General features: G+C 56.7%; 26 protein-coding genes and 1 riboswitch. Of the genes, 10 read left to right on the plus strand and 16 right to left on the minus strand.

Annotated elements, in window-relative coordinates:
* The first annotated feature begins 32 nt into the window (after positions 1-32).
* A riboswitch (molybdenum cofactor riboswitch) is annotated at positions 33-166 on the plus strand.
* The 6 genes from moaA (at position 154) to BFV63_RS06705 (ending at position 3,627) form a co-directional block, all read left to right on the plus strand.
* The gene (moaA, locus tag BFV63_RS06680) at positions 154-1,143 is read left to right on the plus strand and encodes a GTP 3',8-cyclase MoaA (RefSeq protein WP_003858516.1); all 990 of its coding nucleotides are present in this window, start codon (positions 154-156) and stop codon (positions 1,141-1,143) included. (Overlaps the previous riboswitch by 13 nt.)
* A gap of 24 nt (positions 1,144-1,167) precedes the next feature.
* Positions 1,168-1,680 (plus strand): molybdenum cofactor biosynthesis protein B, encoded by a 513-nt coding sequence (moaB, locus tag BFV63_RS06685; RefSeq protein WP_048241118.1) that lies wholly within the window; start codon positions 1,168-1,170, stop codon positions 1,678-1,680.
* Between the two features lie 3 nt (positions 1,681-1,683).
* On the plus strand, positions 1,684-2,169 hold the full coding sequence (gene moaC / locus BFV63_RS06690) for a cyclic pyranopterin monophosphate synthase MoaC (protein ID WP_003858511.1): 486 nt from the start codon (positions 1,684-1,686) through the stop codon (positions 2,167-2,169).
* Entirely contained in the window at positions 2,162-2,407 is a 246-nt protein-coding gene (gene moaD, locus BFV63_RS06695) for a molybdopterin synthase sulfur carrier subunit (protein WP_003858510.1), read from the plus strand. The genes moaC and moaD overlap by 8 nt, the downstream gene beginning before the upstream one ends.
* A gap of 1 nt (position 2,408) precedes the next feature.
* The gene (moaE, locus tag BFV63_RS06700; protein ID WP_003858509.1) at positions 2,409-2,861 is read left to right on the plus strand and encodes a molybdopterin synthase catalytic subunit MoaE; all 453 of its coding nucleotides are present in this window, start codon (positions 2,409-2,411) and stop codon (positions 2,859-2,861) included.
* Between the two features lie 58 nt (positions 2,862-2,919).
* Positions 2,920-3,627, plus strand: a complete 708-nt coding sequence (locus tag BFV63_RS06705) for a Bax inhibitor-1/YccA family protein (protein ID WP_003858508.1) — start codon at positions 2,920-2,922, stop codon at positions 3,625-3,627.
* A 94-nt stretch (positions 3,628-3,721) separates the two neighbouring features.
* Here the strand turns inward: BFV63_RS06705 and BFV63_RS06710 are convergent, their stop codons facing one another.
* Genes BFV63_RS06710 through BFV63_RS06720 form a run of 3 tightly spaced genes read right to left on the minus strand, consistent with a single transcriptional unit; the run spans position 3,722 to position 6,680 of the window.
* Complete coding sequence (locus BFV63_RS06710) at positions 3,722-4,684, minus strand: lysylphosphatidylglycerol synthase domain-containing protein (RefSeq protein ID WP_003858505.1); 963 nt, start codon at positions 4,682-4,684, stop codon at positions 3,722-3,724.
* The gene (clsB, locus tag BFV63_RS06715) at positions 4,684-5,922 is read right to left on the minus strand and encodes a cardiolipin synthase ClsB (protein ID WP_003858503.1); all 1,239 of its coding nucleotides are present in this window, start codon (positions 5,920-5,922) and stop codon (positions 4,684-4,686) included. Before clsB ends, BFV63_RS06710 begins: the two co-directional genes overlap by 1 nt.
* Positions 5,919-6,680 (minus strand): endonuclease/exonuclease/phosphatase family protein, encoded by a 762-nt coding sequence (locus tag BFV63_RS06720; protein WP_032657660.1) that lies wholly within the window; start codon positions 6,678-6,680, stop codon positions 5,919-5,921. The genes clsB and BFV63_RS06720 overlap by 4 nt, the downstream gene beginning before the upstream one ends.
* Positions 6,681-6,813: 133 nt before the next feature.
* Here BFV63_RS06720 and BFV63_RS06725 point away from each other — a divergent pair, with 133 nt between their 5' ends.
* Entirely contained in the window at positions 6,814-7,224 is a 411-nt protein-coding gene (locus BFV63_RS06725) for a YbhQ family protein (protein ID WP_003858499.1), read from the plus strand.
* Here BFV63_RS06725 and BFV63_RS06730 read toward each other — a convergent pair.
* From BFV63_RS06730 to cecR, 5 genes are read right to left on the minus strand one after another with little or no spacing between them, the layout of a single operon-like run.
* The gene (locus BFV63_RS06730; protein ID WP_022647506.1) at positions 7,186-8,292 is read right to left on the minus strand and encodes an ABC transporter permease; all 1,107 of its coding nucleotides are present in this window, start codon (positions 8,290-8,292) and stop codon (positions 7,186-7,188) included. The genes BFV63_RS06725 and BFV63_RS06730 overlap by 39 nt on opposite strands.
* A 9-nt stretch (positions 8,293-8,301) precedes the next feature.
* A complete protein-coding gene (locus BFV63_RS06735; protein ID WP_045331596.1) occupies positions 8,302-9,435 on the minus strand; it encodes an ABC transporter permease in 1,134 nt (377 codons plus the stop codon).
* Positions 9,425-11,164 (minus strand): ATP-binding cassette domain-containing protein, encoded by a 1,740-nt coding sequence (locus BFV63_RS06740; protein ID WP_032608898.1) that lies wholly within the window; start codon positions 11,162-11,164, stop codon positions 9,425-9,427. The genes BFV63_RS06735 and BFV63_RS06740 overlap by 11 nt, the downstream gene beginning before the upstream one ends.
* Positions 11,157-12,152 carry a secretion protein HlyD gene (hlyD, locus tag BFV63_RS06745; RefSeq protein WP_023315672.1) on the minus strand — a complete coding sequence of 332 codons (996 nt, stop codon included), beginning with the start codon at positions 12,150-12,152 and terminating at the stop codon, positions 11,157-11,159. Before hlyD ends, BFV63_RS06740 begins: the two co-directional genes overlap by 8 nt.
* On the minus strand, positions 12,149-12,826 hold the full coding sequence (gene cecR, locus BFV63_RS06750) for a transcriptional regulator CecR (protein WP_045350699.1): 678 nt from the start codon (positions 12,824-12,826) through the stop codon (positions 12,149-12,151). The genes hlyD and cecR overlap by 4 nt, the downstream gene beginning before the upstream one ends.
* 204 nt (positions 12,827-13,030) lie before the next feature.
* Here cecR and rhlE point away from each other — a divergent pair, with 204 nt between their 5' ends.
* Positions 13,031-14,413: an ATP-dependent RNA helicase RhlE gene (gene rhlE, locus BFV63_RS06755; protein WP_003858487.1), complete on the plus strand. Its 1,383-nt coding sequence runs from the start codon at positions 13,031-13,033 to the stop codon at positions 14,411-14,413.
* Positions 14,414-14,510: 97 nt separating this feature from the next.
* On the plus strand, positions 14,511-16,688 hold the full coding sequence (dinG, locus tag BFV63_RS06760; protein WP_023315673.1) for an ATP-dependent DNA helicase DinG: 2,178 nt from the start codon (positions 14,511-14,513) through the stop codon (positions 16,686-16,688).
* On the opposite strand, the gene BFV63_RS06765 is transcribed toward dinG, so the two are convergent.
* The 5 genes from BFV63_RS06765 to BFV63_RS06785 all read right to left on the minus strand — a co-directional run bounded on the left by BFV63_RS06765 (position 16,675) and on the right by BFV63_RS06785 (position 22,046).
* Positions 16,675-17,178 carry a fimbrial protein gene (locus tag BFV63_RS06765; protein ID WP_003858483.1) on the minus strand — a complete coding sequence of 168 codons (504 nt, stop codon included), beginning with the start codon at positions 17,176-17,178 and terminating at the stop codon, positions 16,675-16,677. The two genes, dinG and BFV63_RS06765, sit on opposite strands and share 14 nt — an antisense overlap.
* A 5-nt stretch (positions 17,179-17,183) precedes the next feature.
* Positions 17,184-18,173, minus strand: coding sequence for a fimbrial protein (locus BFV63_RS06770; protein ID WP_048241113.1), 990 nt, complete (start codon positions 18,171-18,173; stop codon positions 17,184-17,186).
* A 22-nt stretch (positions 18,174-18,195) separates the two neighbouring features.
* Positions 18,196-20,739, minus strand: a complete 2,544-nt coding sequence (locus BFV63_RS06775; RefSeq protein ID WP_072203111.1) for a fimbria/pilus outer membrane usher protein — start codon at positions 20,737-20,739, stop codon at positions 18,196-18,198.
* A gap of 26 nt (positions 20,740-20,765) precedes the next feature.
* A complete protein-coding gene (locus BFV63_RS06780; RefSeq protein WP_023315677.1) occupies positions 20,766-21,440 on the minus strand; it encodes a fimbrial biogenesis chaperone in 675 nt (224 codons plus the stop codon).
* A gap of 69 nt (positions 21,441-21,509) precedes the next feature.
* A complete protein-coding gene (locus tag BFV63_RS06785; RefSeq protein WP_003858476.1) occupies positions 21,510-22,046 on the minus strand; it encodes a fimbrial protein in 537 nt (178 codons plus the stop codon).
* 255 nt (positions 22,047-22,301) lie between these two features.
* Between BFV63_RS06785 and ybiB the strand changes: the two genes are divergently transcribed.
* A complete protein-coding gene (gene ybiB, locus BFV63_RS06790; protein WP_048241110.1) occupies positions 22,302-23,264 on the plus strand; it encodes a DNA-binding protein YbiB in 963 nt (320 codons plus the stop codon).
* A gap of 116 nt (positions 23,265-23,380) precedes the next feature.
* Here the strand turns inward: ybiB and ybiJ are convergent, their stop codons facing one another.
* From ybiJ to mcbA, 3 genes are all read right to left on the minus strand, one after another.
* Positions 23,381-23,641 (minus strand): DUF1471 family protein YbiJ, encoded by a 261-nt coding sequence (gene ybiJ / locus BFV63_RS06795; RefSeq protein ID WP_003858474.1) that lies wholly within the window; start codon positions 23,639-23,641, stop codon positions 23,381-23,383.
* A 285-nt stretch (positions 23,642-23,926) separates the two neighbouring features.
* Positions 23,927-24,193: a DksA/TraR family C4-type zinc finger protein gene (locus BFV63_RS06800; protein ID WP_069597469.1), complete on the minus strand. Its 267-nt coding sequence runs from the start codon at positions 24,191-24,193 to the stop codon at positions 23,927-23,929.
* Between the two features lie 123 nt (positions 24,194-24,316).
* Positions 24,317-24,580 carry a DUF1471 family periplasmic protein McbA gene (gene mcbA, locus BFV63_RS06805; protein ID WP_003858470.1) on the minus strand — a complete coding sequence of 88 codons (264 nt, stop codon included), beginning with the start codon at positions 24,578-24,580 and terminating at the stop codon, positions 24,317-24,319.
* Between the last annotated feature and the right edge of the window lie 129 nt (positions 24,581-24,709).

Below are 24,709 nucleotides of genomic sequence, written 5' to 3' on the forward strand. Positions count from 1 at the left end.
CACGCTACTATCGCCATAACCACGTTTTCAAAACTGAAAACATACACTCTAGCCCTGGCGCCTGTGTCGAGAGATATGGCGCCCTGGCCGTGGCGGATTTGCCACCAGGGTACAGAAAGAAATGACTGTGCCTCCCGATCTGGAAAGGTGTACATGGCTTCACAACTTACTGATGCTTTCGCGCGTAAGTTTTACTACTTGCGTCTGTCGATTACCGATGTGTGCAACTTCCGTTGCACCTACTGCCTGCCCGATGGCTACAAGCCGGGCAGCGTCACCAATAATGGCTTTCTCTCCGTGGATGAAGTACGCCGCGTTACGCGTGCGTTCTCGGAACTCGGCACGGAAAAAGTGCGTCTTACCGGGGGAGAGCCCTCCCTGCGTCGTGATTTCCCTGACATTATTGCCGCCGTGCGTGAAAACGAACGTATCCGCCAGATCGCGGTGACCACCAACGGTTACCGCATGGCGCGTGACGTGGCGTACTGGCGCGATGCGGGGCTGACGGCGATCAACGTCAGCGTGGACAGCCTTGATGCCCGGCAGTTTCACGCCATTACCGGTCAGGACAAGTTCCGCCAGGTGATGGACGGCATCGATGCGGCGTTTACCGCCGGGTTCGAAAAAGTCAAAGTCAACACGGTGCTGATGCGCGACGTAAACCACCATCAGTTGGACACCTTCCTGGCGTGGATTAAATCCCGTCCCATTCAACTGCGTTTTATCGAGCTGATGGAAACGGGCGAGGGCAGCGAGCTGTTCCGCCGTCACCATATTTCCGGCATGGTGTTGCGCGACGAGCTGCTGAAACGCGGCTGGATCCATCAGATCCGCCAGCGCAGCGATGGCCCGGCGCAGGTTTTTTGTCATCCGGATTATGAAGGCGAAATCGGCCTGATCATGCCCTATGAAAAAGACTTCTGTGCCAGCTGCAACCGCCTGCGTGTCTCCTCCGTTGGCAAGCTCCATCTTTGCCTGTTCGGGGATGGCGGCGTCGATCTGCGCGATTTGCTGGAAGATGACGCTCAACAGGACGCGCTTGAAGCACGCATTTCCGAGGCGCTGACGCACAAAAAGCAGACCCATTTCCTGCATCAGGGCAACACCGGCATTACTCAGAACCTGTCCTATATCGGCGGGTAATCAGGCTTTAGAAGGAACCAGAAGATGAATCAAGTAAGCGCGGAATTTATCCCGACACGCATTGCTATTCTTACCGTTTCCGAACGTCGTGGTGAAGAGGATGATACCTCCGGCCACTGGCTGCGCGAGGCGGCACACGAAGCCGGACACCAGATTGTTGATAAAGCGATCGTCAAAGAAAACCGTTACGCCATTCGCGCTCAGGTCTCACAGTGGATTGCGAACGATGACGTCCAGGTGGTGCTGATCACTGGCGGCACCGGCTTTACCGCAGGCGACCAGGCGCCGGAAGCGCTGCTCCCGCTGTTCGATCGCGAAGTGGAAGGCTTCGGCGAAGTGTTCCGCATGCTCTCGTTTGAAGAGATTGGTACCTCTACGCTTCAGTCCCGTGCTGTCGCGGGGGTGGCGAACAAGACGCTGATCTTCGCCATGCCGGGGTCGACCAAAGCCTGCCGCACCGCGTGGGAAAACATTATTGCCCCGCAGCTGGATGCCCGTACCCGTCCGTGTAACTTCCATCCCCATTTAAAGAAATAAGCTATGTCACAACTGACCCACATAAACGCCGCTGGCGAAGCGCATATGGTGGATGTCTCCGCCAAAGCCGAAACGGTGCGCGAGGCGCGTGCTGAAGCGTTCATCACCATGCTGCCGGAGACGCTGGCGATGATTATCGACGGCAGCCATCACAAGGGTGATGTGTTTGCCACCGCCCGTATCGCTGGTATTCAGGCCGCTAAACGTACCTGGGACCTCATTCCGCTCTGCCATCCGCTGATGCTCAGCAAAGTGGAGGTAAATTTGCAGGCGCAGCCGGCGCATAATCGCGTGCGTATCGAGTCCTTGTGCCGCTTAACCGGGAAAACCGGCGTGGAGATGGAGGCGTTGACGGCGGCCTCCGTGGCGGCGCTGACCATCTACGACATGTGTAAAGCGGTGCAGAAAGATATGGTGATTGGCCCGGTGCGTCTGTTGGCAAAAAGCGGCGGCAAATCCGGCGATTTTAAGGTAGAAAGCCATGATTAAGGTGCTTTTTTTTGCCCAGGTCCGTGAGCTGGTCAATACCGACAGCCTGACGCTGGACGGCTCTTTCGAAAACGTCGCCGCCCTGCGCGCGCATCTGGCGGCGCAAGGCGACCGTTGGGCGCTGGCGCTGGATGAAGGCAAACTGCTGGCCGCCGTGAATCAGACGCTGGTGGAGTTGACCCACCCGCTGGCCGATGGGGACGAAGTGGCCTTCTTCCCGCCGGTAACAGGGGGTTAAGATGACGGAAACCCGAATTCTGGTCGGCCCTGAGCGCTTTAGCGTCGGTACCGAATACAGCTGGCTGGCAGAGCGCGATGAAGACGGCGCGGTCGTGACGTTTACCGGAAAAGTGCGTAACCACAACCTCGGCGACAGCGTAAAAGCGCTGACGCTGGAGCACTATCCGGGGATGACCGAAAAATCACTGGCGGCCATTGTCGAAGAGGCGCGAGGCCGCTGGCCGCTGGGACGCGTTACGGTTATCCATCGCATCGGCGAAATGTGGCCCGGCGAAGAGATTGTGTTTGTCGGCGTCACCAGCGCCCATCGCGGGAGTGCGTTTGCGGCGGGGGAGTTCATCATGGATTATCTTAAAACCAAAGCGCCGTTCTGGAAACGTGAAGCGACGCCGGAAGGTGAGCGCTGGGTGGAATCACGCGACAGCGATAAGCATGCCGCCAGCCGTTGGTAACAGGTTTACGTGGATGTGTTAGTCTTAACATGTGTGTTTACTTAATCAGGAGTGAATCATGGACCGATTTCCGCGTTCCGATTCGATAGTTCAGCAGACCCGTAGCGGGCTGCAAACCTACATGGCTCAGGTATATGGCTGGATGACGGTTGGCCTGCTGCTTACCGCGTTTATCGCGTGGTATGCGGCAAACACGCCTGAACTGATGATGTTTATCTTCTCCAGCAAAATCACCTTCTTTGGGCTGATTATTGCGCAACTGGCGCTGGTATTTGTGCTCTCCGGGCTGGTGCACAAGCTCAGCTCGGGTATGGCGACCACGCTGTTTATGCTCTATTCGGCGCTGACCGGGCTGACGCTTTCCAGTATTTTCATCGTTTACACCTACTCCTCCATCGCCAGCACCTTTGTGGTGACCGGCGGGATGTTCGGTGTGATGAGCCTGTACGGTTACACCACCAAACGTGACCTGAGCGGCTTCGGCAACATGCTGTTTATGGGGCTGATTGGGATTGTGCTGGCGTCGCTGGTGAACCTGTGGCTGAAAAGTGACGCGCTGATGTGGGCGGTGACCTATATCGGGGTGGTGATCTTCGTGGGCTTAACCGCCTACGACACCCAGAAGCTGAAAAACATCGGTGAACAAATTGATGTTCGTGACAGTTCAAACCTGCGCAAATACTCGATTCTGGGCGCGTTGACGCTTTATCTGGACTTCATCAACCTGTTCCTGATGCTGCTGCGTATCTTCGGCAACCGTCGTTAGTGAGGGTGGCGCTGTCTGATGCCCTCACCCTGACCCTCTCCCACAGGGAGAGGGAACAAACCCTAAAAACGGCAACGAAGTTGCCGTTTTGCTTTTATTTTGCCATCGCCTTCTCGTTCTTCGCGCGCAGCTTCTTCGCCCGACTCTCCAGCACCAGATAACAGACCGTTGCCAGCGCCAGCGGCAGGAAGTAGTAGATCATGCGGTACGCGAGCAGGGCGGCGATAATCGTCCCGTGAGACACATGCTCCCCCGCAAGCAGCGCGATAAACACCGCTTCCAGTACGCCAATACCCGCCGGAATATGCACAATCACCCCGGCAATACTGCTTACCAGCAACACGCCCAGCACGAAGAAGTAATTCACATCTTCGCCAATTAACAGCCAGATAATGGCCCCCATCGCCATCCAGTTGGCGCTGGAAACCACCATTTGCAGGACGGCAAACTTCCATGACGGCAGCACCAGCTTCTGGCCTTTAATGGTCATGTGACGACGTTTGGCAAAGGCGCAGGCCCACAGGTAGGCCGCGATGATCAGCAGCAGTACGATGCCCAGAATGCGCAGAGTGGCCTCATCGATGTACCAGTGCGCAGGCAGCTGCACCACGCCGATGGTGAAAATCACCCCGCCCAGCAGAATATACCCCAGCCAGTTGGTGGTGATGCTTAAGGAGAAAATACGCGTAATGGTGCCGCCCGGTAAGCCAAGGCGGGAGTACAGGCGATAGCGCATACCAATCCCGCCCACCCAGGTGCTCAGCGTCAGGTTAAAGGCGTAGCAGATGAATGACACCAGCATAACCTGCCGTTTGGCAAGCTTATGCCCGCAGTAGGCGCGTCCCAGCAGGTCATAGCAGCCGTACATCAGGTAGCTCACAATCACCAGCCCAACGGCACCCAGCAGGACTGTCCGGTTGTAGTTGCGAATAACTTTCCACACCTCTTCCCAGTCCACCTTCTGGGCATACACCACCAGCAGGACCGCGACGGCAATAAAGAACAGCCAGGTCAGGATTTTTTTCGCCAGCCGCCAGCGAGGATGAGATTTCGACATCAGGTTTTCCCTCCATCTTCCGCCTCTACGCGGTCCTGGGTTTCCATTTCGGGTTGCACAGGCGGATCCACCAGCGCCAGTTTCGGCGTATGCGCGGGCAGCCAGCCCACCATGGCCGGGAAGTGGCGCAGGAAGTGGAACACCACCACGCCGATGCCCACGTTCCACCAGCTGCGTTTCGGCACCATGGACTCATCCACACGCACGCAGTCTTTATTAATAAGACCCTGAAGGTTATCGCGCAGGGTGTGATTAAACTGGCGATCGTGGATGATGAGGTTCGCTTCCAGATTAAGCGATAAGCTCAGCGGATCAAGGTTGCTGGAGCCGACGGTCGCCCAGTGGTCATCCATCACGGCGACTTTGCCGTGCAGCGGGCGGCGGCGATATTCATAGATCTGCACGCCGCTTTTGACCAGATAGCGATAGAGCAGACGCGCGCCCACCTTCACAATCGGCATATCGGGCTCCCCCTGCACGATAAGCTTCACGCTCACACCGCGTCGGGCCGCGTTGCGCATGGCATGCAAAATCCGGTAACCGGGGAAGAAATAGGCGTTGGCGATAATCACCTCGCGCTTCGCGTTCGCCAGCATCTTCAGGTAATGACGCTCGATATCGTCCCGATGCTCCTCGTTATCACGCCAGACGAACAGGGCCTGCGCCTCGCCAGGCTTGCGGTTCTCCTCCGGGCGGTGACGGCGTCGCCACCAGCGGCGGACGGCCTCCTTGCCGGGTAAGTTTTCCAGCACGAACAGCTGGATGTCCTGCACTACCGGCCCTTCGATACGGATCGCGTAGTCCTGTTTCGCTTCGGGACCGTAATCCGACATATGCTCGGCGGAGTAGTTAATGCCGCCAACGAAGGCCACCGTTTCATCCACCACCACAATTTTGCGGTGCATACGGCGGAACAGGTTGGTGCGCATCCCGAACAGACGCGGGCCGGGATCGTAATAGCGGAATACCACCCCTGCGGCGGTGAGCTCGTTAACAAATTCGTCGCTGAGATCCGGCGAACCATATCCGTCGAGCAGGACCTCGATTTTTATACCGCGACGAGCGGCATGCAGCAGTGCGCTGTGCAACTGCCTGCCCACGTCGTCTTCAAACCAGATAAACGTTTCCAGAAAGACTTTCTGCTGTGCGTGGCTAATCGCCTCAAAAACCGCCGGATAATAGTTATCGCCATTTTCCAGCAGCGTAATACGGTTACCTTCCTGCCATGTGCATTTCATAAGTGGATCTCCGCGCTGAGTGGGGCATGGTCGGAGAGATGTCGCCAGTTGAGTAAAGCCAGCGCCGTCGGGCTGCTGGCGTGGGCATTTTTTACGTAGATACGGTCAAGGCGCAGCACGGGGAAGCGCACCGGAAACGTTCGCGCGGGACGACCGCGTGCGCGGGTAAAAATCTCCTCCAGCCCCGCATTCACCTTCAGCGGATGGTTGGCACGCTGTCGCCAGTCGTTGAAATCACCGGCCACCACCACGGGCTCGCCCTCCGGCAGCGCATTTGTCCAGTCTGCCAGCATCTGTAGCTGGGCCTGACGGTGGGCTTCACGCAGGCCAAGATGAACACAGCCTACATGAATGGGAAAATCGAGCTCTGGGGGGGTGATACGACAGTATAACAGCCCGCGTTTTTCACTCTCGCCAACGGAGACGTCCCGGTTCTCATAATGCTCGATAGGAAAACGCGACAGCACCGCGTTACCGTGATGCCCCTCCGGGTAGACCGCATTGCGCCCGTAGGCGTAATCGCTCCACATGGTATCCGCCAGAAACTCGTAGTGGGGCGTGTCGGGCCAGTTTTCGAAATGCATCGGGTGCACTTCATGCGCGCCCATGACCTCCTGGAGGCAGACAATATCGGCGCTGACGGTGCGCACCGCGTCGCGCAGCTCCGGTAAAATGAAGCGGCGGTTAAATGCTGTGAAGCCCTTATGAATGTTTATCGTCAGCACCTTAAGCGAGAAATGCTGCGTTTTTTTGCTCATAAACACCTTCCTGGGTGACTATCCCGATGAAAATAAAGTGTAGTAGGCGTCACAAAAAGATGCGGCGTTACGGAATTTTCCGTAAAGTGCGGTAGTCTGAATTAGCAGAGAAAAATCCTTCAGGAGAGAAGCCATGAAGTGGCAACAACGCGTTCGTGTCGCAACCGGTTTGAGTTGCTGGCAGATAATGTTGCATTTACTGGTCGTGGCCGTACTGGTGATGGGCTGGATGAGCGGCACGCTGGTGCGTGTTGGCTTAGGGTTATGCGTGGTTTACGGCGTGACCGTGCTGTCGATGCTGTTTTTACAGCGTCATCACGACGCGCGCTGGCGCGAAGTGGGAGATGTGCTCGAAGAGCTCACCACCACCTGGTATTTTGGTGCGGCAATGATCGTCCTGTGGCTGTTGTCACGCGTGCTGCAAAACAACCTGCTGCTGGCCCTGGCGGGTCTGGCTATCCTCGCAGGACCCGCGGTGGTGTCGTTGCTCACCAAAGAGAAAAAGCTACGCGATGTTTCGTCTAAACATCGCATAGGCCACTGAGCCCGTAGTGGCCGCGATGACCAGTAGCGGCCACAAACTTCCCCACACAATATCCAGACTCGCATCCTTCAGATAGATTTGCTTGGTGATATCCGTGAAGTGACGAATCGGGTTTATCCACGTCAAATCCTGTAACCACACCGGCATGTTCTCCACTGGCGAAACGTACCCAGAAAGCAAAATCGCCGGCATCATAAAGACAAACACCCCAATAAACGCCTGCTGCTGCGTTGAGCATAGCGCGGAAATCAGCAGCCCAAACCCCACCAGCGACAGGCCGTAAATCACCATCGTGAAGTAAAACAGCGCCAGCGATCCGGCAAACGGGATCTGGTACGCCCATATTCCCACCCCCAGCACGATGGTGGCCTGGAACGTCGCGACAATCAGTGCCGGCACCGCCTTGCCGACAAATATCTGCCAGGTGGCGAGCGGCGAGACCAGCAGCTGATCCAGCGTGCCCTGTTCGCGCTCGCGGGCGACGGAGAGAGAGGTCACAATCATCACTCCGATGGTAGTGATCATGGCGATCAGCGACGGCACCACAAACCACTTGTAGTCCAGATTCGGGTTATACCAGTTGCGCACCACCAGTTCGCTGTTGTTGGGTTTGGGTTTGCCCGCCATCAGCTCCTGCTGGTAGTCCTTCACTACCTGCTGCAAATAGTTCGCCGCAATCTGGGCGCTGTTGGAGTTACGCCCGTCGAGGATCAGCTGCATCGGCGCGGTCTGGAAGGTATCCAGATTGCGGGAGAAATCCGCCGGGAAGCGCACCAGCAATAATGCTTTCTGCGTGTCGATGGTGGGCTGGATCGCCTGCGGGCTTTGCAGCAGCAGGACATGGGTAAAGGCTTTGGCGCGGGCGAAACGCTGCGTCAGCTCGACGGAATGCTTGCCATTGTCTTCGTTGTAAATGGCGATGGTGGCGTTGGTGACCTCCAGCGTGGCGGCAAACGGAAACAGTACAACCTGAAGCAGCACCGGCAGCACCAGAATGGCGCGGGTCTGCGGCTCGCGCAGTAGGGATTGCAGCTCTTTGCGTATTAACGTCCATAAACGGTGAAACATGCGCGCTCCTTAATCTAACCGCCGTTTGGTTTTCATCCACGTCAACCCGATAAACATCACCGCCGACGCCATTAAAAACAGCGTGTTGATAATCAGCACTACCGGAATATTCCCCGCCAGGAACAGGCTTTGCAGCGTGCTCACGAAGTAGCGCGCCGGAATCACGTAGGTCACGGCGCGGATGACGGCAGGCATGCTGTCTATCTGGAAGATAAACCCTGAGAGCATTATTGACGGCAGGAAAGCGGCGTTCAGCGCCACCTGCGCGGCGTTAAACTGGTTGCGGGTGATGGTGGAGATGAGCAGCCCCATCCCCAGCGTGCTGAGTAAAAACAGGCTTGTGATAAAGAACAGCACCACCAGCGAGCCGCGGTACGGCACGCCGAGGATAAAGACGGACACCAGCATGCAGAGCAGCATCGCCAGCATGCCGAGGAAGTAGTAGGGAATAAGCTTGCACAGCAGCAGCTCGACGCGCGTCACTTCGGTCGAGAGCAGCGCCTCCATGGTGCCGCGCTCCCATTCGCGGGCGATGACCAGCGAGGTCAGAATCGCGCCGATCACCGTCATAATAATCGTTACCGCGCCCGGAATAATAAAGTGCTGGCTGATGGCGGCGGGGTTAAACCAGTAGCGCGTCTGCACGTCAATCAGAGGTTCAAACTCCTCCCCCCGGTCCTCGGCGCGCTGCATCTGCCACAGCTGCCAGATCCCCTCCGCGTAGCCCTGCACAAAGTTCGCGGTGTTTGGCTCGCTGCCGTCGGTGATGACCTGGATCGGCGCATCGGTATTCGCCCGCGCCATGTTGGCGGCAAAATCCACCGGAATGACGATCAGACCGCGAATCTTCCCGGCCTGCATTTTCTGGATCAGTTCCTGCCGATTGTCGCTGATGGTGGCATCGATGTAGGGCGAGCCGGTCATGGCGTGGGTGAAGTCCAGCGCCTCTTCGCTCTGCTGCTCCAGCAAAATCCCGACCCGCAGCTTGCTGGAATCGAGGTTAATCCCGTAGCCGAAAATAAACAGCAGCAGCAGGGGGATCACCACCGCAATCAGCCAGCTGCTGGGGTCGCGCACAATCTGCCGCGTCTCTTTGACGCACAGGGCGCGCACCCGGCGCCAGGAGAGGGCGTTACTGCGCATGAGTATTCTCCTTATCCCAGTCGTGAATGAGGGTGATAAACGCCTGCTCCATGGTCGGGTCTGGCTGCGCGTCGTCGGCGGCCTGCGCTTTCAGGTCATCCGGCGTGCCGTGGGCAATCAGCTTGCCGCGATAGACCAGCCCGATACGGTCGCAATACTCCGCCTCGTCCATAAAGTGGGTGGTGACCATCACGGTCACGCCTTTTTCCACCATGCTATTGATATGCAACCAGAATTCACGGCGGGTGAGGGGGTCCACGCCTGACGTAGGTTCATCAAGAAACAGGATATCCGGCTCGTGCATCAACGAGCAGGCCAGCGCCAGCCGCTGTTTGAAGCCAAGCGGCAGCGCGTCGGTCGCCTGCGAGGCGATATCGGTCAGGCCGAAGGCGTCGCACATGCGGCCGATCTTCTGGTTCTGCGCCCGTCCCCGCAGGCCATAGACGCCGGAGAAAAATCGCAGATTTTGCTCCACCGTCAGGTTGCCGTAGAGCGAAAACTTCTGCGCCATATAGCCCAGGTGCTGGCGCGCCTTGCCGGAGCTGACTTTGAGATCCATGTTCAGCACCAGCGCTTTGCCGGACGTCGGTACCAGCAGACCGCACATCATTTTAAAGGTGGTGGATTTTCCTGCGCCGTTCGGCCCGAGCAGGCCAAATATCTCGCCGCGCTTCACGGCAAAATTGACGTTATCGGTGGCGGCGAAATCGCCGAATTTTTTGGTGAGCGATTTCGCTTCAATGACCGTTTCGCCCGGCGTACCTTCCACCGTGTGCAGAATGGCGCCAAGCGGTGATTCTGAGGTTCCCGCCCCGCCCAGCAGATCGATAAACGCATCTTCAAAGCGCGGCGCGGTCTCTGTCATGTCGATCTCAGGCATCCCCTGCGCACGCCGGATATCGTCGGCGGTGGCCTCTTTTTTGAGGATCACGCGCACCGAACGGCCCTGAATCATCCCGTCGCTCACCTGGGGCAGCTTCAGCACCCGTTGCAGCAGCGTGCGGTTGGATTCCTGCGCGCTGTGCAGCAGAAAACTTCGCCCGGCCATGGTTTGCGTCAGCTCGGTGGGTTCGCCCTGATAGAGCAGTTCGCCTTCATTCATCAGCAGCACGTCGCGGCACTGTTCTGCTTCATCAAGGTATGAGGTACTCCAGAGGATCAGCATGCCGTCACCCGCCAGCTCGTGCACCATCTGCCACAGTTCACGGCGGGAAATCGGGTCCACGCCGACGCCGGGTTCATCCAGCAACAGCACCTTCGGTTCGCCCACCAGCGTGCAGGCCAGCCCCAGTTTCTGCTTCATCCCGCCGGAGAGCTTGCCCGCCAGCCGGTCGGTGAACGGGCCGAGCGAGGTAAATTCCAGCAGGCGGGCGAAGGTTTTCTCCCGGGTTTCGCCGGTGACGCTGCGCAGGTCGGCGTACAGGTTGAGGTTTTCCATTACCGTCAGATCTTCGTACAGACCAAACTTCTGCGGCATATAGCCGAGTATGCCGTGGAGCGCCGCGTCGTCTTTGATCGGATCGAGGCCAAGCACGCTGGCACTGCCTTCATCCGGCTTCAGCAATCCCGCCAGCATCCGCATCAGCGTGGTTTTACCCGCGCCGTCCGGCCCCACCAGCCCGGTCACATAGCCTTTCTGAATCGTACAATTCAGCGGTGCGACCGCCGGTTTAGCCATTCCCGGGAAGCGTTTGACCAGATTGTTGAGCTGGATAACCGCGTCATTCATGTCGTTCCCCGTCGTTTAAGGTCACGGTAACAGGCATGCCCTGACGCAGCGCGTCGTCCGCATCGGTGACGATGATGCGCAGGCGATACACCAGGTCGGTACGCAGGTCCGGGGTTTCAACGGTTTTTGGCGTGAACTCGGCGGTAGGAGAGACGAAGCCCACTTTGCCGTGATACGGCTTGTCCGGGCGACCGTCGGTATAGAGCAGCAGTTCGCGGCCCGGCTGCATCTGGCCAAGATTCGGCTCATCAATGTAAGCGCGCACCCACACCGGACGGGTTAAGGAGAGCGTTAACACGGTGCTGCCCGCGCTGAGCATGCTGCCCGGCTCCACGGCGCGGGTCATCAGCGTGCCGTCAGACGGGGCGATTAACGTGGTGTCGTGCAGATCCAGCTCCGCCTGGGCTAACTGCGCCTGCGCCTGCTCAAGGCTGGCCTTCGCCTGGGCAATGTCCTGCGCACGGTTACCGGTGCGGTACTGGCTTAGCTTATCCTGGGCAGATTTCAGCGTCGCCTGTGCCTGGTCGCGGGATGAGCGCGCATTTTCCAGGTCGTTGGCGGAAATAGTACGGCTTTTCCATAAGCCTTGCTGACGGTTATAAAAATTCTGCGCATAGTCATAGGCGGCTTTTGCCTGCTTAACGGCAGCGGCCGCCTGGGAGATCTCTTCGTCACGATAGCCCGCCAGCATCAGGTCGTATTGCGCCTGTGCGACGGAGACGCCTGCTTTTGCCTGCATCAGCGCGTTCTCAAACGGGGCTTTGTCCAGCATCCCCAGCGTCTGCCCGGCTTTGATGGCATCGCCTTCGTCAACGTTCAGCGAGGCCAGCCGTCCGCCAACGCGGAAGCTCATGTTGACGGTGCGGATATCCACGTTGCCATACAGCGTCAGGCCACGATCCTGCTGGCTCTGATACCACAGCCAGCCGCCTGTTCCCGCGGCAAGCAAGACAACAACCACCAGAATGATGGCGACAGGTTTTTTCATGACTTCTGGCTCCTTTGCGTTAAGCCTTGCAGGATCAGATCAACGTGACAGGTAATGACCTGGCTAATTTGCGCGGCTTTATCCTCATCGAATTGTGTCCAGCCCGTACGTAACAGGATGGTCTCACGCCCCAGACGGAAGGCGAGCACTTCGCCCAGCAGGGCGTGGGTATGCAAAATGGTGTCGGTATCGCTGGCGTCCCGTCCGGTATAGGCGGCGATCAGCCGGGTCAGATGGCTGTGCATCGGGGCGATCACCTGATCGTGCACCAGCTGGTACGCGGCAGTGGGGGAGAGCTGCTCGCGGGAGATAAATTTGCTCAGGTTCAGCGTATCGTCGTGCGTCAGCAGGCGGATCATGTTGTGACAGGCGTTAAGGATCAGCTGGCGGATGGCAGCCCGGTCAGGCTCTGGCTGGCTGAACAGCGCGGTGGCTTCTTCCACGTGCGGGCGAAAGCTGGTGCCGATAAAATCCGCGATCCACTGGGCGCAGGCGAGGTATAAATCCTCTTTTGAGCCAAAATAGTAGGTGATGGCCGCAATATTCTGCCCGGCCTGAGCGGCGATATCCCGCGTGGTGGCATGCAGACCATACTCGCCAAACTGCGCCAGCGCGGCGGCGATAAGCTGACTTTTCGCCTGTTCGCCTTTGGTTGTCGCTGGGGTTGTATTCATAGCAGCATTAAAAATTAATCAATCGATTGATTAAGATTATGCCTGATTTGCGCAAACGTCGAGTCATCGCCGGGGATATTTTATGCGCCACGTCACAAAAGCTGCTACACTCCGCACCTTCGCGACATTGTGGTTTTTGTCCTTCTATTCGTTATATCTCCCTGAAAACTACACCTGTGATGGTCGGGGCGGTTCGGAGTTTTTATGTCTTTTGATTCCCTTGGTCTGAACCCGGAAATTCTGCGCGCCATCGCAGAGCAGGGCTACGTTGAGCCAACCCCTATCCAGCAGCAGGCCATACCGGCCGTTTTGCAGGGCCGTGACCTGATGGCAAGCGCGCAGACCGGTACCGGTAAGACCGCGGGCTTTACCCTGCCGCTGCTGGAGCTGTTGGTAAAAAACCAGCCGCACGCCAAAGGCCGTCGTCCGGTGCGTGCGCTGATCCTCACCCCAACCCGCGAGCTGGCGGCCCAGATTGGCGAGAACGTGCGTGAATACAGCCGCTACCTCAACATTCGTTCGCTGGTGGTTTTCGGCGGGGTAAGCATTAACCCGCAGATGATGAAGCTGCGCGGCGGCGTGGACGTGCTGGTGGCAACGCCGGGGCGTCTGCTGGATCTGGAACACCAGAACGCGGTGAAGCTCGATAACATCGAAATCCTGGTGCTGGACGAAGCCGACCGTATGCTGGACATGGGCTTCATCCACGACATTCGCCGCGTGCTGGCGAAGCTGCCGACGCGTCGTCAGAACCTGCTCTTCTCCGCGACCTTCTCCGACGAGATCAAGGCGCTGGCGGAAAAGCTGCTGCATAACCCGCTGGAAGTGGAAGTCGCGCGCCGCAACACCGCCTCCGAGCAGGTGACGCAGCACGTTCACTTTGTGGATAAGAAGCGCAAGCGGGAACTGCTCTCCCAGATGATCGGACAGGGCAACTGGCAGCAGGTGCTGGTCTTTACCCGCACCAAGCACGGCGCCAACCACCTGGCGGAACAGCTGAATAAAGACGGCATCCGCAGCGCGGCGATCCACGGCAACAAGAGCCAGGGCGCGCGTACCCGCGCGCTGGCGGACTTTAAATCTGGCGACATTCGCGTGCTGGTGGCAACCGACATCGCCGCACGCGGTCTGGATATCGAAGAGCTGCCGCACGTGGTGAACTACGAGCTGCCAAACGTGCCGGAAGATTACGTTCACCGTATCGGCCGTACCGGCCGTGCGGCGGCCACCGGTGAAGCGCTCTCTCTGGTTTGCGTGGACGAGCACAAGCTGCTGCGTGACATCGAACGCCTGCTGAAGAAAGAGATCCCGCGCATTGAAACCCCGGGCTATGAAGTGGACCCGTCGATCAAAGCCGAGCCAATTCAGAACGGTCGTCAGGGTGGCGGACGCGGTCAGGGCGGCGGTGGTCGCGGTCAGCAGCCGCGTCGTTCAGAAGGTGGCGCGCCGAAATCTTCGGGCAAACCGCCGCGTCGTAATAACGACAGCAAACCAGCCGGTGAAAACCCGTGGCGTAGCGGCGAAGGGAAACCGGCAGGCGAGGGGCAGCGCCGACGCCGCCCGCGTAAACCTGCTAACCCGCAGTAATCTGGAAGCCCGGTCGTAAAGCCGGGCTTTTCTTTTTGCGGCAGCGGAGAGAAAGTGCCACAATAGTGGCTGTTTATACAGTATTTCAGGTTTTCCGATGGCTTTAACCGCTGCGCTGAAAGCGCAAATAGGCGCCTGGTATAAGGCGCTACAGCAGCAGATCCCCGATTTTATCCCCCGAGCGCCGCAGCGGCAGATGATTGCCGACGTGGCAAAAACGCTCGCCGGGGACGACGGGCGACATCTGGCGATTGAAGCCCCGACCGGCGTCGGGAAAACCCTGTCGTATCTCATTCCCGGCATCGCCATCGCGCGGGAGGAGGACAAAACGCTGGTGGTCAGCACCGCCAACGTGGCCTTGCAGGATCAGATCTTCAGCAAAGATTTGCCGCTGCTGCGCAAAATTATCCCCGATTTACGCTTCACCGCCGCCTTTGGTCGCGGGCGCTACGTCTGCCCGCGCAATCTGGCGGCGCTGGCCAGCAGTGAACCCGCCCAGCAGGATCTGCTCGCGTTTCTTGATGACGAGCTGACGCCAAACAACAAGGCGGAGCAGGAGCAGTGCGCAAAGCTGAAGGCCGATCTCGACAGCTACAGGTGGGACGGCCTGCGGGATCACACCAGCCAGGCGATCGGCGACGACCTGTGGCGCAGGCTCAGCACCGATAAAGCGAGCTGCCTGAACCGCAACTGTCACTACTACCGCGAATGCCCTTTCTTTGTTGCCCGGCGTGAGATTCAGGAAGCGGAGGTGGTTGTCGCCAACCATGCGCTGGTGATGGCCGCACTGGAGAGTGAAGCGGTCCTGCCGGAGCCCAAAAACCTGCTGCTGGTGCTCGATGAAGGTCATCATCTGCCCGACGTGGCGCGGGATGCGCTGGAGATGAGCGCGGAAATTACCGCCCCGTGGTTTCGCCTGCAACTGGATCTGTTCTGTAAGCTGGTGGCAACCTGCATGGAGCAGTTCCGCCCGAAAACCACGCCGCCGCTGGCGGTTCCGGAGCGGTTGAGCGAGCACTGTGAAGAGGTGTACGGCCTCATCGCCTCGCTGAATAACATTCTTAACCTGTATCTCCCCGCCACCCAGGAGGCGGAACACCGCTTTGCGATGGGGGAGTTGCCGCAGGAAGTGATGGAAATTTGTCAGCAGCTGGCGAAGCACCTTGAAAAGCTGCGCGGGCTGGCGGAGATGTTCTTAAATGATCTCAGCGAGAAAACCGGTACCCATGACGTGGTGCGTTTGCACCGCATTCTGCTGCAAATGAACCGCGCGCTGGGCATGTTTGAGGCGCAGAGCAAACTCTGGCGGCTGGCCTCAATGGCGCAGGCGTCCGGCGCGCCGGTGACAAAGTGGGCCACCCGCGAAGTGCGAGACGGGCAGGTACATCTTTTCTTCCACTGCGTGGGCATCCGCGTGGCCGATCAGCTGGAAAAGCTGATCTGGCGCAGCGTGCCGCACGTGGTAGTGACATCGGCGACCCTGCGTTCACTGAACAGCTTCTCAAGGTTGCAGGAAATGAGCGGCCTGAAAGAGAAAGCGGGGGACCGTTTTGTGGCCCTGGACTCGCCGTTCAACCACTGTGAGCAGGGCAAGCTGGTGATCCCGCGCATGAACTATGAGCCGCTTATCGATAACGAAGAGCAGCATATTGCGGAAATGGCGGCCTACTTCCGCGAGCAGGTTGAGAGTAAAAAATACCCCGGTATGCTGGTGCTGTTTGCCAGCGGCCGCGCGATGCAACGCTTCCTGGAGCACGTCACCGATCTGCGCTTGCTCCTGCTGGTGCAGGGCGATCAGCCGCGCTATCGGCTGGTGGAAACCCACCGTAAACGCATTGATAACGGCGAGCGCAGCGTGCTGGTGGGGTTACAGTCCTTTGCGGAAGGGCTTGATTTGAAAGGTGACTACCTGACGCAGGTGCATATCCATAAAATTGCCTTCCCGCCCATCGACAGCCCGGTGGTGATCACCGAAGGCGAATGGCTGAAAAGCCTGAACCGTTATCCGTTTGAAGTGCAAAGCCTGCCTGCGGCGTCGTTTAACCTTATTCAGCAGGTCGGGCGCTTGATCCGTAGCCACGGCTGCTGGGGCGAGGTGGTGATTTATGACAAACGACTGCTCACCAAAAACTACGGCCAACGGCTGCTGAATGCGCTGCCGATCTTCCCGATTGAGCAGCCAGAAGTGCCGGAGGTAAAAAAACGCCCGGCAAAACCCTCTGCCGGGCGTACAAAAAGCATCCGTGCAAAGAGGCGCGGTCCTACTGGTAAGTGAATGTCACCTGAATCACGCTGCTGAACGTCCCGGCAGTGACGGGCATTGAGGTGGCGTAGTAGCGCGCGGACAGGGGAAAGGTTGCCGTGTGGTCGCTCGGATTGATGGCGGCGTTAAAGGCGGCCTGCGGGGCAATCAGTATTTTGTCCTGCCGGTCTGCCAGCTCCAGCGCCAGCCCCTTTGCGCTGCCGATATTGGCAAATTTGGTCGGATGCACGCTGTCTGCCTGGCCATAGAAAAAGGCCGTGGCAAGCGCCAGCGTGGCAGGACAGTGCGATACTGACAGGGAAAAGTCTTTCCACTCGCCGGTATCCCCCACGTCTTTAAAACTGCCCGACACCGTCTGGCCTAAGTCCACCGTCAGGTTGCGGCTGGCGCTGTCAATGATGCAGGTATTGGCGTAAATATTTCCCGTCATCTGGATCTGAATATCGTCTGCGTGGGCCTGGGCCAGTAAGCCCATCGTCAGAAACGCGATTGTCTTTTTCATGTTGGTCACTTATAGGCGAGAGTGATGGTTGCTACGGTGTTGGCGGGGCCGGGCGTCACCACATCGTTGATCTGCTCGTAGCGAACCTGAAAGGGGATCTCCAGCGTTTCATTGGCAACGGCCTGGCTTTGAGTGTTGACGTAGGTATCAAAGGTCGCAATGCGGTCATCAAACAGCATTCTCACCCCGACGCCCGTTGCCATGCCTGTCTGCTTCGTCAGTTTGATCACCCCCTCGAATGCCGTCTCGTAGCCGTTAGCACTGGTGATTTTTAGCTCAGGCTGAACGGTTGTGTCACAGTTAACGGTGATATTAAACGTTTGAGCGGGGCTGAATAAAAAACCCACGCTCATAAAATCACTGACGGGAAAATCACCCAAATTAACGGTGAGATTTTTTGGCGAAACAGAGCAGGTGACCTGATGCAAAATGACGTTACCTGCATACGCAATATGGTTAGGGCTGCCGATCCCTTCGTGACCGAAAACGCCAATGCCGAATTCGGTCTGAGACTGCACCAGCGTGCCGGAGGTCACGGCGTCGCTTGTTTTGACCAGTTCAAGCGTGACGTCAAAGTTAAACGACTGTGTGCCATCGCCAGAAACATAGCCAACAGGCGTTCCGCGTGAATCGCACTGTACTCCGCCTGCTCCGCTGATTCGCTGACCCTGATCGTTCATCAATGCGACCCCGACACCCGGTACGCCGGATTCGTATACTCCCTTCAGCCCCGGAATTTCCGCTCCGGTACCGTAGTAACACGAGACAATTTCCAGTCCGCTGTCGATACTCTGATCGCAGTGCCCGGTAACATGAACGCTCTGCTCTGTACCCGGAATGGTTGCACCAACCGCCAGCGTCGTCGGGACAGAAATGGAGGCCATGTTAATCATTTTGGGCAGATCCGGCGTGGTGCAGGTCGCCTTCGCATGCGGCATAAATAACGCGGCGGTTCCCAGAACCAGTAAGAAAAAGCACTGTTTAATCATTTGCATAATCGTTAGCCTGAACGGTGGATCAGTGACACTGCGCGGCAGCGTTAATGATGCTGGTTTGCTCTTTCTCATCCGTTAGCGCATAGTCAGCGACGCAGTGCTCGTTCGCCCCCTGTCCCCAGGAAACGTAGAGATGCCCTTGCTGCGGCAGACCAGAGAGGTAGGTCTGGCCGTCATTCCCGACAATAAATTCGCTGTCCTTATCTTCGGTGGTGACCGTTGCGCCGAAGGGCAGCGGTTTACCCTTTTGCGTAAGCATCATCAGGACGCGGTTACCCACGCGGGTGTTAAAGCTGGCGCGCACCACGGCCCCGCGGGTTGGCGTCACGATCTGCGCCGCGTGGGTGACGTCGGCGTTGTCCGGTAGCGTTTCGGTATCCAGCGCGATGGTGTTGCGGCGATACGCGGTAACAAACGGCACGACGGTGTAGCCGCGGAAGTCGGTCTCGACGCCCGTCTGGTTCGTGATATGGGTTCCGTGCGTGCCCGGCGCTTTCACCAGCGCGATGGTGTCACCGAGCGGCTGGCTCAGGGTTATTCCGTTCGCATGGGCAACCACGCCGCCCTGCAAACCGACGTTCAGGGTCTGCTGATACTTATCCTGACTGACGCCTGCGCTCACTTCGCCATAGGTCGCTTTGTAATCGGCGTTGATGCTGGTGGAGTTACCGCTGCCGGTGCTGCTCAGCCCTTCCTGGATGTTCCAGTTCAGGTTGTCCTCTTTCAGCGCCGTGCCGTTCAGGCCGATGTTCTGCGTCGTGCCGTCTTTGGTGTTGTTCAGGTTGTAGGTGGCCCAGGTGTTATGCATCCAGCGGTCCAGCGGCACCGAGACGCTCAGCGAGAACTGGTTGTCGTTTGTCACCTCGTTACCGTCTTCATCGCTGTCCTGGGTGTTTTTGTTCATGCTGTAGCTGAGGCTGTAGCTCACCCCGTGCCAGCTATTGTTGTAGCTGACGCTCATCGAGGTCATGTTCTGGCTCTGACTCCAGTACGTCTCTTTCACCATGCTCAGGGTGACGGATCCCCAGCCTTCCGGCAGCGTCTGGTCGATGGTGGCTTCGGTTCGGGCGCGGCGCTGCTGCGGTGCAGACCAGTTGTCGGAGCGGGTATATGACTCCATGGTGTTGTCCAGGGTGTAAAACCCTTTGCTGTTATAGCGATAGCCCGCAAGGGTAAAGTTGGTGCCCGAACCGGCGAAATCTTTGCTGTAACGGATGCGCCATGACTGGCCCTTGCTGGACTGCTGTTTTTTCAACAGAGCTCTGGCGCGGGTTACGTCAATGGAGAACGCCCCCAGATCGCCCATGTTTTTCCCGGCGCCAATCGCCTGTGACTGATAATGGTTACTCTGCTGCACGCCGCCGTAGACCGTGAAGCCGAAGGGTAAACCGTAGATGGCGCTTCCCTGGGCAAACGGGGTCTTTTCAACGTCTTTGTCATAAGAGCGATAACGCCCGGCGGTTACGCTGTAGCGCAGGTTTTTTTCACGCTGCAATACCGGCACGGAGGCAAACGGCACCACGAAGTGGCTTTCGCTGCCGTCTGTTTCTTTCACCGTGACCTGGAGGTCGCCGCTGCTGCCGGTGGGGTAGAGGTCGTTAATCTCGAACGCACCCGGCGCGACCGTATTCTGATAAATTACGTACCCGTTCTGGCGGACCATCACCAGCGCATTGCTGTGGGCGCTGCCGCGAATAATAGGGGCATAGCCTTTCTCGCTGTCCGGCAGCATGTCGCTGTCGGATTTTAGCTCCACGCCGGTATAGGGCACGCTGTCAAAAACGTCGGAAGGTGAGGTGCTTTGGCCCACCGTCACGTCACTTTTCATCGCCACAATATCGCGTTGCGCATAGGTATAAACGGAGGTGAATTTCTGTTCCTCCTCATGACCCGTGGTGCTGCGATTCCAGGTGGAGTAGTTACGAACGCGCCATGCCCCGATGTTGAAGCCGGGACGCAGGTTAACGTACTGGCTGCTGCTATTCTCTTCACCCTGCTGGCGCGCATGGCTCTGGCTGGCGTTGACGCTGTAATTAAGCAGGCCCGCGTTGATCCCTTCGTCAAACTCTTTCGGGTCGATGTAACCGCGAGGAACCTGACCGAGCGCCTTTTGCGGAATGCTCAGCAGCAGCTGCTGATTGCGCACGCGAAAGGTCGCGGATGCCGAAGGGATGGCGTGTAGATCGGCGCACTGACCTTCTGCCCTCAGCTGCGGATATTTTTGCGTTTTGATCCCGAGGCTCTTTAATTCGTCCAGTGTAAAACAAGGCTGGAGCGTGCTGGTGCCCTGTGGATCTTTAACTAAGTTGAAGGTCACGTCGCGGGTATCAATTTTATTGTTATTGATAAAGATCGCGACCTGATATTTACCTGGCGCCTGGCCGGGACCTTTTTCATAGACAGACAGATCGGTCTTTCCCTGCTGCGGGTTATCAATGTCCAGCAGGGCAGGGTTAAAATAATCATCAGCCAAAACCTGCTGCGCAAAGATCGCCATTGCCAGGCAACAAATAGCCATCAGCAATGACGAAAATCGGCAGGTGAACGGCTTTTTATGGCTGTACATGATGATTTTATTACCGGGTAATACGATTAATGAACGGGTTTAGACCATGTCTGACTGATGCTGCCGTAATCGGTAATAATGGAATACGCGACGGTAGAACCTCCGACGTTGCCAGGTAAAGCAAAATGCGTTTCAGTTTTCGGCACAGCCCAGGTGGCTTTTTTGACTTTCTGACCATTCAGGGTGACGGTCTGAAAATTCATAAAGAAAGGTGTGGGATTATTCACCACTAAATCATTCCCTTCGCGATGCCATTCAAGTTTATCGGCCACATCTTCTGGTCTGCCTTTTACCGCTGACGGGCGATAGAGCAATTTAATGCGGGTATTAATGGCAATTTGCAGCGTATTTACCCCTTCGACATGCTTGGAGGACGGGATCGCTTTAATATTCAGCCAGTACAGAGATTCCCTGTCTTCCGGTAAATTTCCTCCCGTACGGACTACGCGCAGGACGTTATCCTCTTTCGCATCCAGTCGAAAAAGCGGCGGGGTGATCAGGAACGGGGCTTTGGCCTGGTTTTTACCGCCAGAATCGACCCAGGACTGCACCAGATAATCCGTGGTATCCGGGTTTGAAAGACCGAGAGATGATTCCTTTTTATCTCCCTGATAGACCAGCCGGGTGCCATTAATCACGACCCCCGCCTGTGCCGAGGCTGCTACCAGTAAAAGAGTGCTCAGCAAATAACCGTGGCGCATAAAGATTTCTCAATAAAAAGATGAGATATTAATGCTCGCAAAAGCATTAATATCTCAGGATTGATAAGATCAGTTATAAATAACGGTGAAGGTTGATACAGAGTTAGCAGGGCCCGCGGTGACTGCCGCCTGGGTTTGAATATAACGCGCACCGAACTCCAGATCGTTAACCGCCGTGCCGGAGGCTAAAGGATATTGCTTCGAAGGGGTATATAGGCTGACAGGCTGCCCGGACGTGTCAACCAGCTGAATAGCCACACCGGTAGCCGCATCGGTATCGGGCGTTAACGCCAGCGCAGCATTATTATCCGCATCCGGGGTACCACCGAAGTTAATCGCTGCCGAGGTTACGGTTTCCGGACAATTGGTTAACTTAATATCAAACTTCGTTAATGTGCTGGTAGAGCCTGCACCGGTAAATACCGTTTTAGATACTTTTCCCAACTGAACATCTAATGGATTACTTAATCCATTCACGACCTGGCAAGCAGAATCGATAATTTCTCCGGTGAAATTAATCTGCCCTTCACCGTTGGTTGCCGCAAATGCAGATGCAGAACATCCCACCGTTGCGGCGATAAACAACCCTAATGCAACCTTGTTCATAGTAAATCCCGATGTGTTTCTGGCAAAAACGTTGCCTGGACGTTTTCTCCGTTGACCTTTAATGACTTTTCGATGTTTATTTAATCAAAAAAAGGACAGAGACGAATCTTTTGTCCCAATCACAAATATTGCAAATAATGCTTGAGTTTATTTTTTTATCTGAAAACAGCAGGTTGATAATGATCACAAAACACTATCGGGTGCGTGTCCATCGGGCTATATTGTTAACAAGATGATGCTGTCAGGAGAAATGTCGTGGATTACCGCAAAATTATCAAAGAGGTAGGGCGTGGGAAAAACCATGCTCGCGATCTGGACCAGGAAACGGCCCGTGCGTTGTACACGCATATGCTGAATGGCGACGTGCCGGAGCTGGAAATGGGCGGCATTCTGATTGCGCTGCGCATCAAAGGGGAAGGTGAGGCGGAGATGCGGGGTTTTTATGAGGCCATGCAGTCGCAGACGATGCGTTTAACCCCGCCCGTCACGAAGCCGATGCCGATAGTGATCCCGACCTACAATGGCGCGCGTAAGCAGGCAAACCTCACGCCGCTGCTGGCTATTCTGTTGCAGAAACTCGGTTTCCCGGTGGTGGTGCATGGCGTGAGCGAAGATCCAACGCGCGTGCTGACAGAAACCATTCTGGAATTATTAGGCATCGAACCTACTCTCCATGCTGGCCAGGCGCAGGCCAAACTGGAGGGGAACCAGCCGGTCTATATTCCCGTGCGCGCGCTCTGCCCGCCGCTGGAAAAGCAGCTGGACATGCGATGGCGAATGGGAGTACGTAACAGCGCCCACACCCTGGCGAAGCTGGCGACGCCGTTTGCCGAAGACGCCGCGCTACGTCTTTCCAGCGTCTCCCATCCGGAGTACGTGACGCGGGTCGGACAATTTTTTGCCGAAATCGGCGGGCGGGCGCTGCTGATGCACGGGACGGAAGGGGAGATTTATGCCAACCCGCAGCGTTGTCCACAGCTGATGCTGATTGAGCCTGCCGGGACGCGGGTCGTACTGGAACGTGGGGAAGAGAACTGCGATGTGATCTTGCCCGAGTCAAAAGATCCGCAGGTCACCGCGCACTGGATCGTACAGTGTCTGGCCGGAAAGGTGCCGGTTCCTCAGTCGATCAAGCTGCAAATGGCCTGCTGCCTGCTGGCGGCAGGGGAAGTGGCATCCGTGGAAGCCGGATTGCAGCGCGTGGCACAGTCGTTTTAAGCAAAAAAAAGCCCGTCCAGTGGCGGACGGGCAAACAAGGGTAACAACAACAGGGTCAATGAGGGTTGGAGCATCTCACCAGAGGGTATGGTGAGGGTGGAGCATAATTCGTTCGATTACTTGTAGATAACCGCAGTACCGCTCAGTTTGTTATTACCGTTAGTGGACGTGATGGTGTATCCACTTGCGCCGGCAGCGGCTGCTTTTTCCGCCAGTTTAGCTTCCAGACCGTCCAGCGTGGTCGCGCCTTCAGCACTCACCACCCCGATTTTGTTCAGATCCTGTGCCTGCGTAGAGGAGACTGGCTCTACGGCGAAAGCGCCGAAAGAGAGAGCGGACAGGGCAACAGCGGCAACAGCATATTTGATGGTTTTCATAGGTCAATTCTCGCAGGTTATTCTGTTAAAGGGACGATGTTCCGTCGATGTGATAAGTATCACGGTTTTTAGCGGAAGATAAAATCGAAGAGAATTGACGTGGTTGATCAAAAAAATTGAATGACAAATAACTTATTGATTATTAATAAATTCAGAAGCGGAATTGACACTTCTTGTGGATGCGCTTTACAGAAGCCATCGGAAGGGCACGATTTGCTACGCGTATCGCTAAAAGTCGTGAGCGTAAAGTAAACGGCTGGCGCGGTTAACTTCGGTAAAGGAAAGTCAACGTAACTGGCTGTCTTTCGATCCTCTGCGATTATATCCTGAATGTGTCGCATTTTTCGAATCTTTCTCCTGCTGACAGGCAATACATAGCCGTACGCCAGGAATGGCTTTACGCCGTGCCTCAGGAATCGGATCTCCGCACTCTTCGCATTCCGTCAAACTTTCGCCGCGTGGAATTTCACCGCGAGCACGCGCGACCGCATCTTCAATAGTACTGTTGATCTGTTCGTTAACGGCGTCGTCATTCGCCCAGCCGTAAGCCATCATGTTCTCCTGATCTGTTTAAGCCATTCATCTTAATATGGGGTTAAAAAACGCACAGTCAAGGCGAAGGAAGGGAATGAGAACTGCATCTGCCTGGCAGATGCAGTGTGGGAAGGAAATCGATTATTTATAGATGGTCGCGGTGCCGTACATATGGTTATCGCCACCGGCAGCGTTCACCACGAAGCCTTTAGCCCCTTCCTGACGCGCTTTTTCGGCCAGCTTGTCCTGAAGGTCATCAAGGTTGCTTGCCCGGCTGACAGAGACCGTCCCCGCCGCACGTAGCTGGCTGGTATCGTTGCTGTCTGTCAGAGGTTGAACGGACCAGGCTGAGAACGATGCGCCTGCCAGCGCACCCGCAATAATAAAGGTCAGATATTTTTTCATAATCACATCCTCAGGGGAAACAACAGGTGATTCCTCTTAAGTTTAGAAGCCTGACGCGTGTGATTTAGCGCAAAAATTTGATGATGATCTGCTTATTTTTTGAACGATAAATTCTGACAATTTGTTGAC

The organism is Enterobacter hormaechei subsp. xiangfangensis (genome assembly GCF_001729785.1).
GTDB classification, from domain to species: Bacteria; Pseudomonadota; Gammaproteobacteria; order Enterobacterales; family Enterobacteriaceae; genus Enterobacter; species Enterobacter hormaechei_C.

Coding starts and splice junctions, on each gene's coding strand:
- moaA (WP_003858516.1), top strand. CDS start 154: ATGGCTTCACAACTTACTGATGCTTTCGCGCGTAAGTTTTACTACTTG.
- moaB (WP_048241118.1), top strand. CDS start 1,168: ATGAATCAAGTAAGCGCGGAATTTATCCCGACACGCATTGCTATTCTT.
- moaC (WP_003858511.1), top strand. CDS start 1,684: ATGTCACAACTGACCCACATAAACGCCGCTGGCGAAGCGCATATGGTG.
- moaD (WP_003858510.1), top strand. CDS start 2,162: ATGATTAAGGTGCTTTTTTTTGCCCAGGTCCGTGAGCTGGTCAATACC.
- moaE (WP_003858509.1), top strand. CDS start 2,409: ATGACGGAAACCCGAATTCTGGTCGGCCCTGAGCGCTTTAGCGTCGGT.
- BFV63_RS06705 (WP_003858508.1), top strand. CDS start 2,920: ATGGACCGATTTCCGCGTTCCGATTCGATAGTTCAGCAGACCCGTAGC.
- BFV63_RS06710 (WP_003858505.1), bottom strand. CDS start 4,684: ATGTCGAAATCTCATCCTCGCTGGCGGCTGGCGAAAAAAATCCTGACC.
- clsB (WP_003858503.1), bottom strand. CDS start 5,922: ATGAAATGCACATGGCAGGAAGGTAACCGTATTACGCTGCTGGAAAAT.
- BFV63_RS06720 (WP_032657660.1), bottom strand. CDS start 6,680: ATGAGCAAAAAAACGCAGCATTTCTCGCTTAAGGTGCTGACGATAAAC.
- BFV63_RS06725 (WP_003858499.1), top strand. CDS start 6,814: ATGAAGTGGCAACAACGCGTTCGTGTCGCAACCGGTTTGAGTTGCTGG.
- BFV63_RS06730 (WP_022647506.1), bottom strand. CDS start 8,292: ATGTTTCACCGTTTATGGACGTTAATACGCAAAGAGCTGCAATCCCTA.
- BFV63_RS06735 (WP_045331596.1), bottom strand. CDS start 9,435: ATGCGCAGTAACGCCCTCTCCTGGCGCCGGGTGCGCGCCCTGTGCGTC.
- BFV63_RS06740 (WP_032608898.1), bottom strand. CDS start 11,164: ATGAATGACGCGGTTATCCAGCTCAACAATCTGGTCAAACGCTTCCCG.
- hlyD (WP_023315672.1), bottom strand. CDS start 12,152: ATGAAAAAACCTGTCGCCATCATTCTGGTGGTTGTTGTCTTGCTTGCC.
- cecR (WP_045350699.1), bottom strand. CDS start 12,826: ATGAATACAACCCCAGCGACAACCAAAGGCGAACAGGCGAAAAGTCAG.
- rhlE (WP_003858487.1), top strand. CDS start 13,031: ATGTCTTTTGATTCCCTTGGTCTGAACCCGGAAATTCTGCGCGCCATC.
- dinG (WP_023315673.1), top strand. CDS start 14,511: ATGGCTTTAACCGCTGCGCTGAAAGCGCAAATAGGCGCCTGGTATAAG.
- BFV63_RS06765 (WP_003858483.1), bottom strand. CDS start 17,178: ATGAAAAAGACAATCGCGTTTCTGACGATGGGCTTACTGGCCCAGGCC.
- BFV63_RS06770 (WP_048241113.1), bottom strand. CDS start 18,173: ATGCAAATGATTAAACAGTGCTTTTTCTTACTGGTTCTGGGAACCGCC.
- BFV63_RS06775 (WP_072203111.1), bottom strand. CDS start 20,739: ATGTACAGCCATAAAAAGCCGTTCACCTGCCGATTTTCGTCATTGCTG.
- BFV63_RS06780 (WP_023315677.1), bottom strand. CDS start 21,440: ATGCGCCACGGTTATTTGCTGAGCACTCTTTTACTGGTAGCAGCCTCG.
- BFV63_RS06785 (WP_003858476.1), bottom strand. CDS start 22,046: ATGAACAAGGTTGCATTAGGGTTGTTTATCGCCGCAACGGTGGGATGT.
- ybiJ (WP_003858474.1), bottom strand. CDS start 23,641: ATGAAAACCATCAAATATGCTGTTGCCGCTGTTGCCCTGTCCGCTCTC.
- BFV63_RS06800 (WP_069597469.1), bottom strand. CDS start 24,193: ATGGCTTACGGCTGGGCGAATGACGACGCCGTTAACGAACAGATCAAC.
- mcbA (WP_003858470.1), bottom strand. CDS start 24,580: ATGAAAAAATATCTGACCTTTATTATTGCGGGTGCGCTGGCAGGCGCA.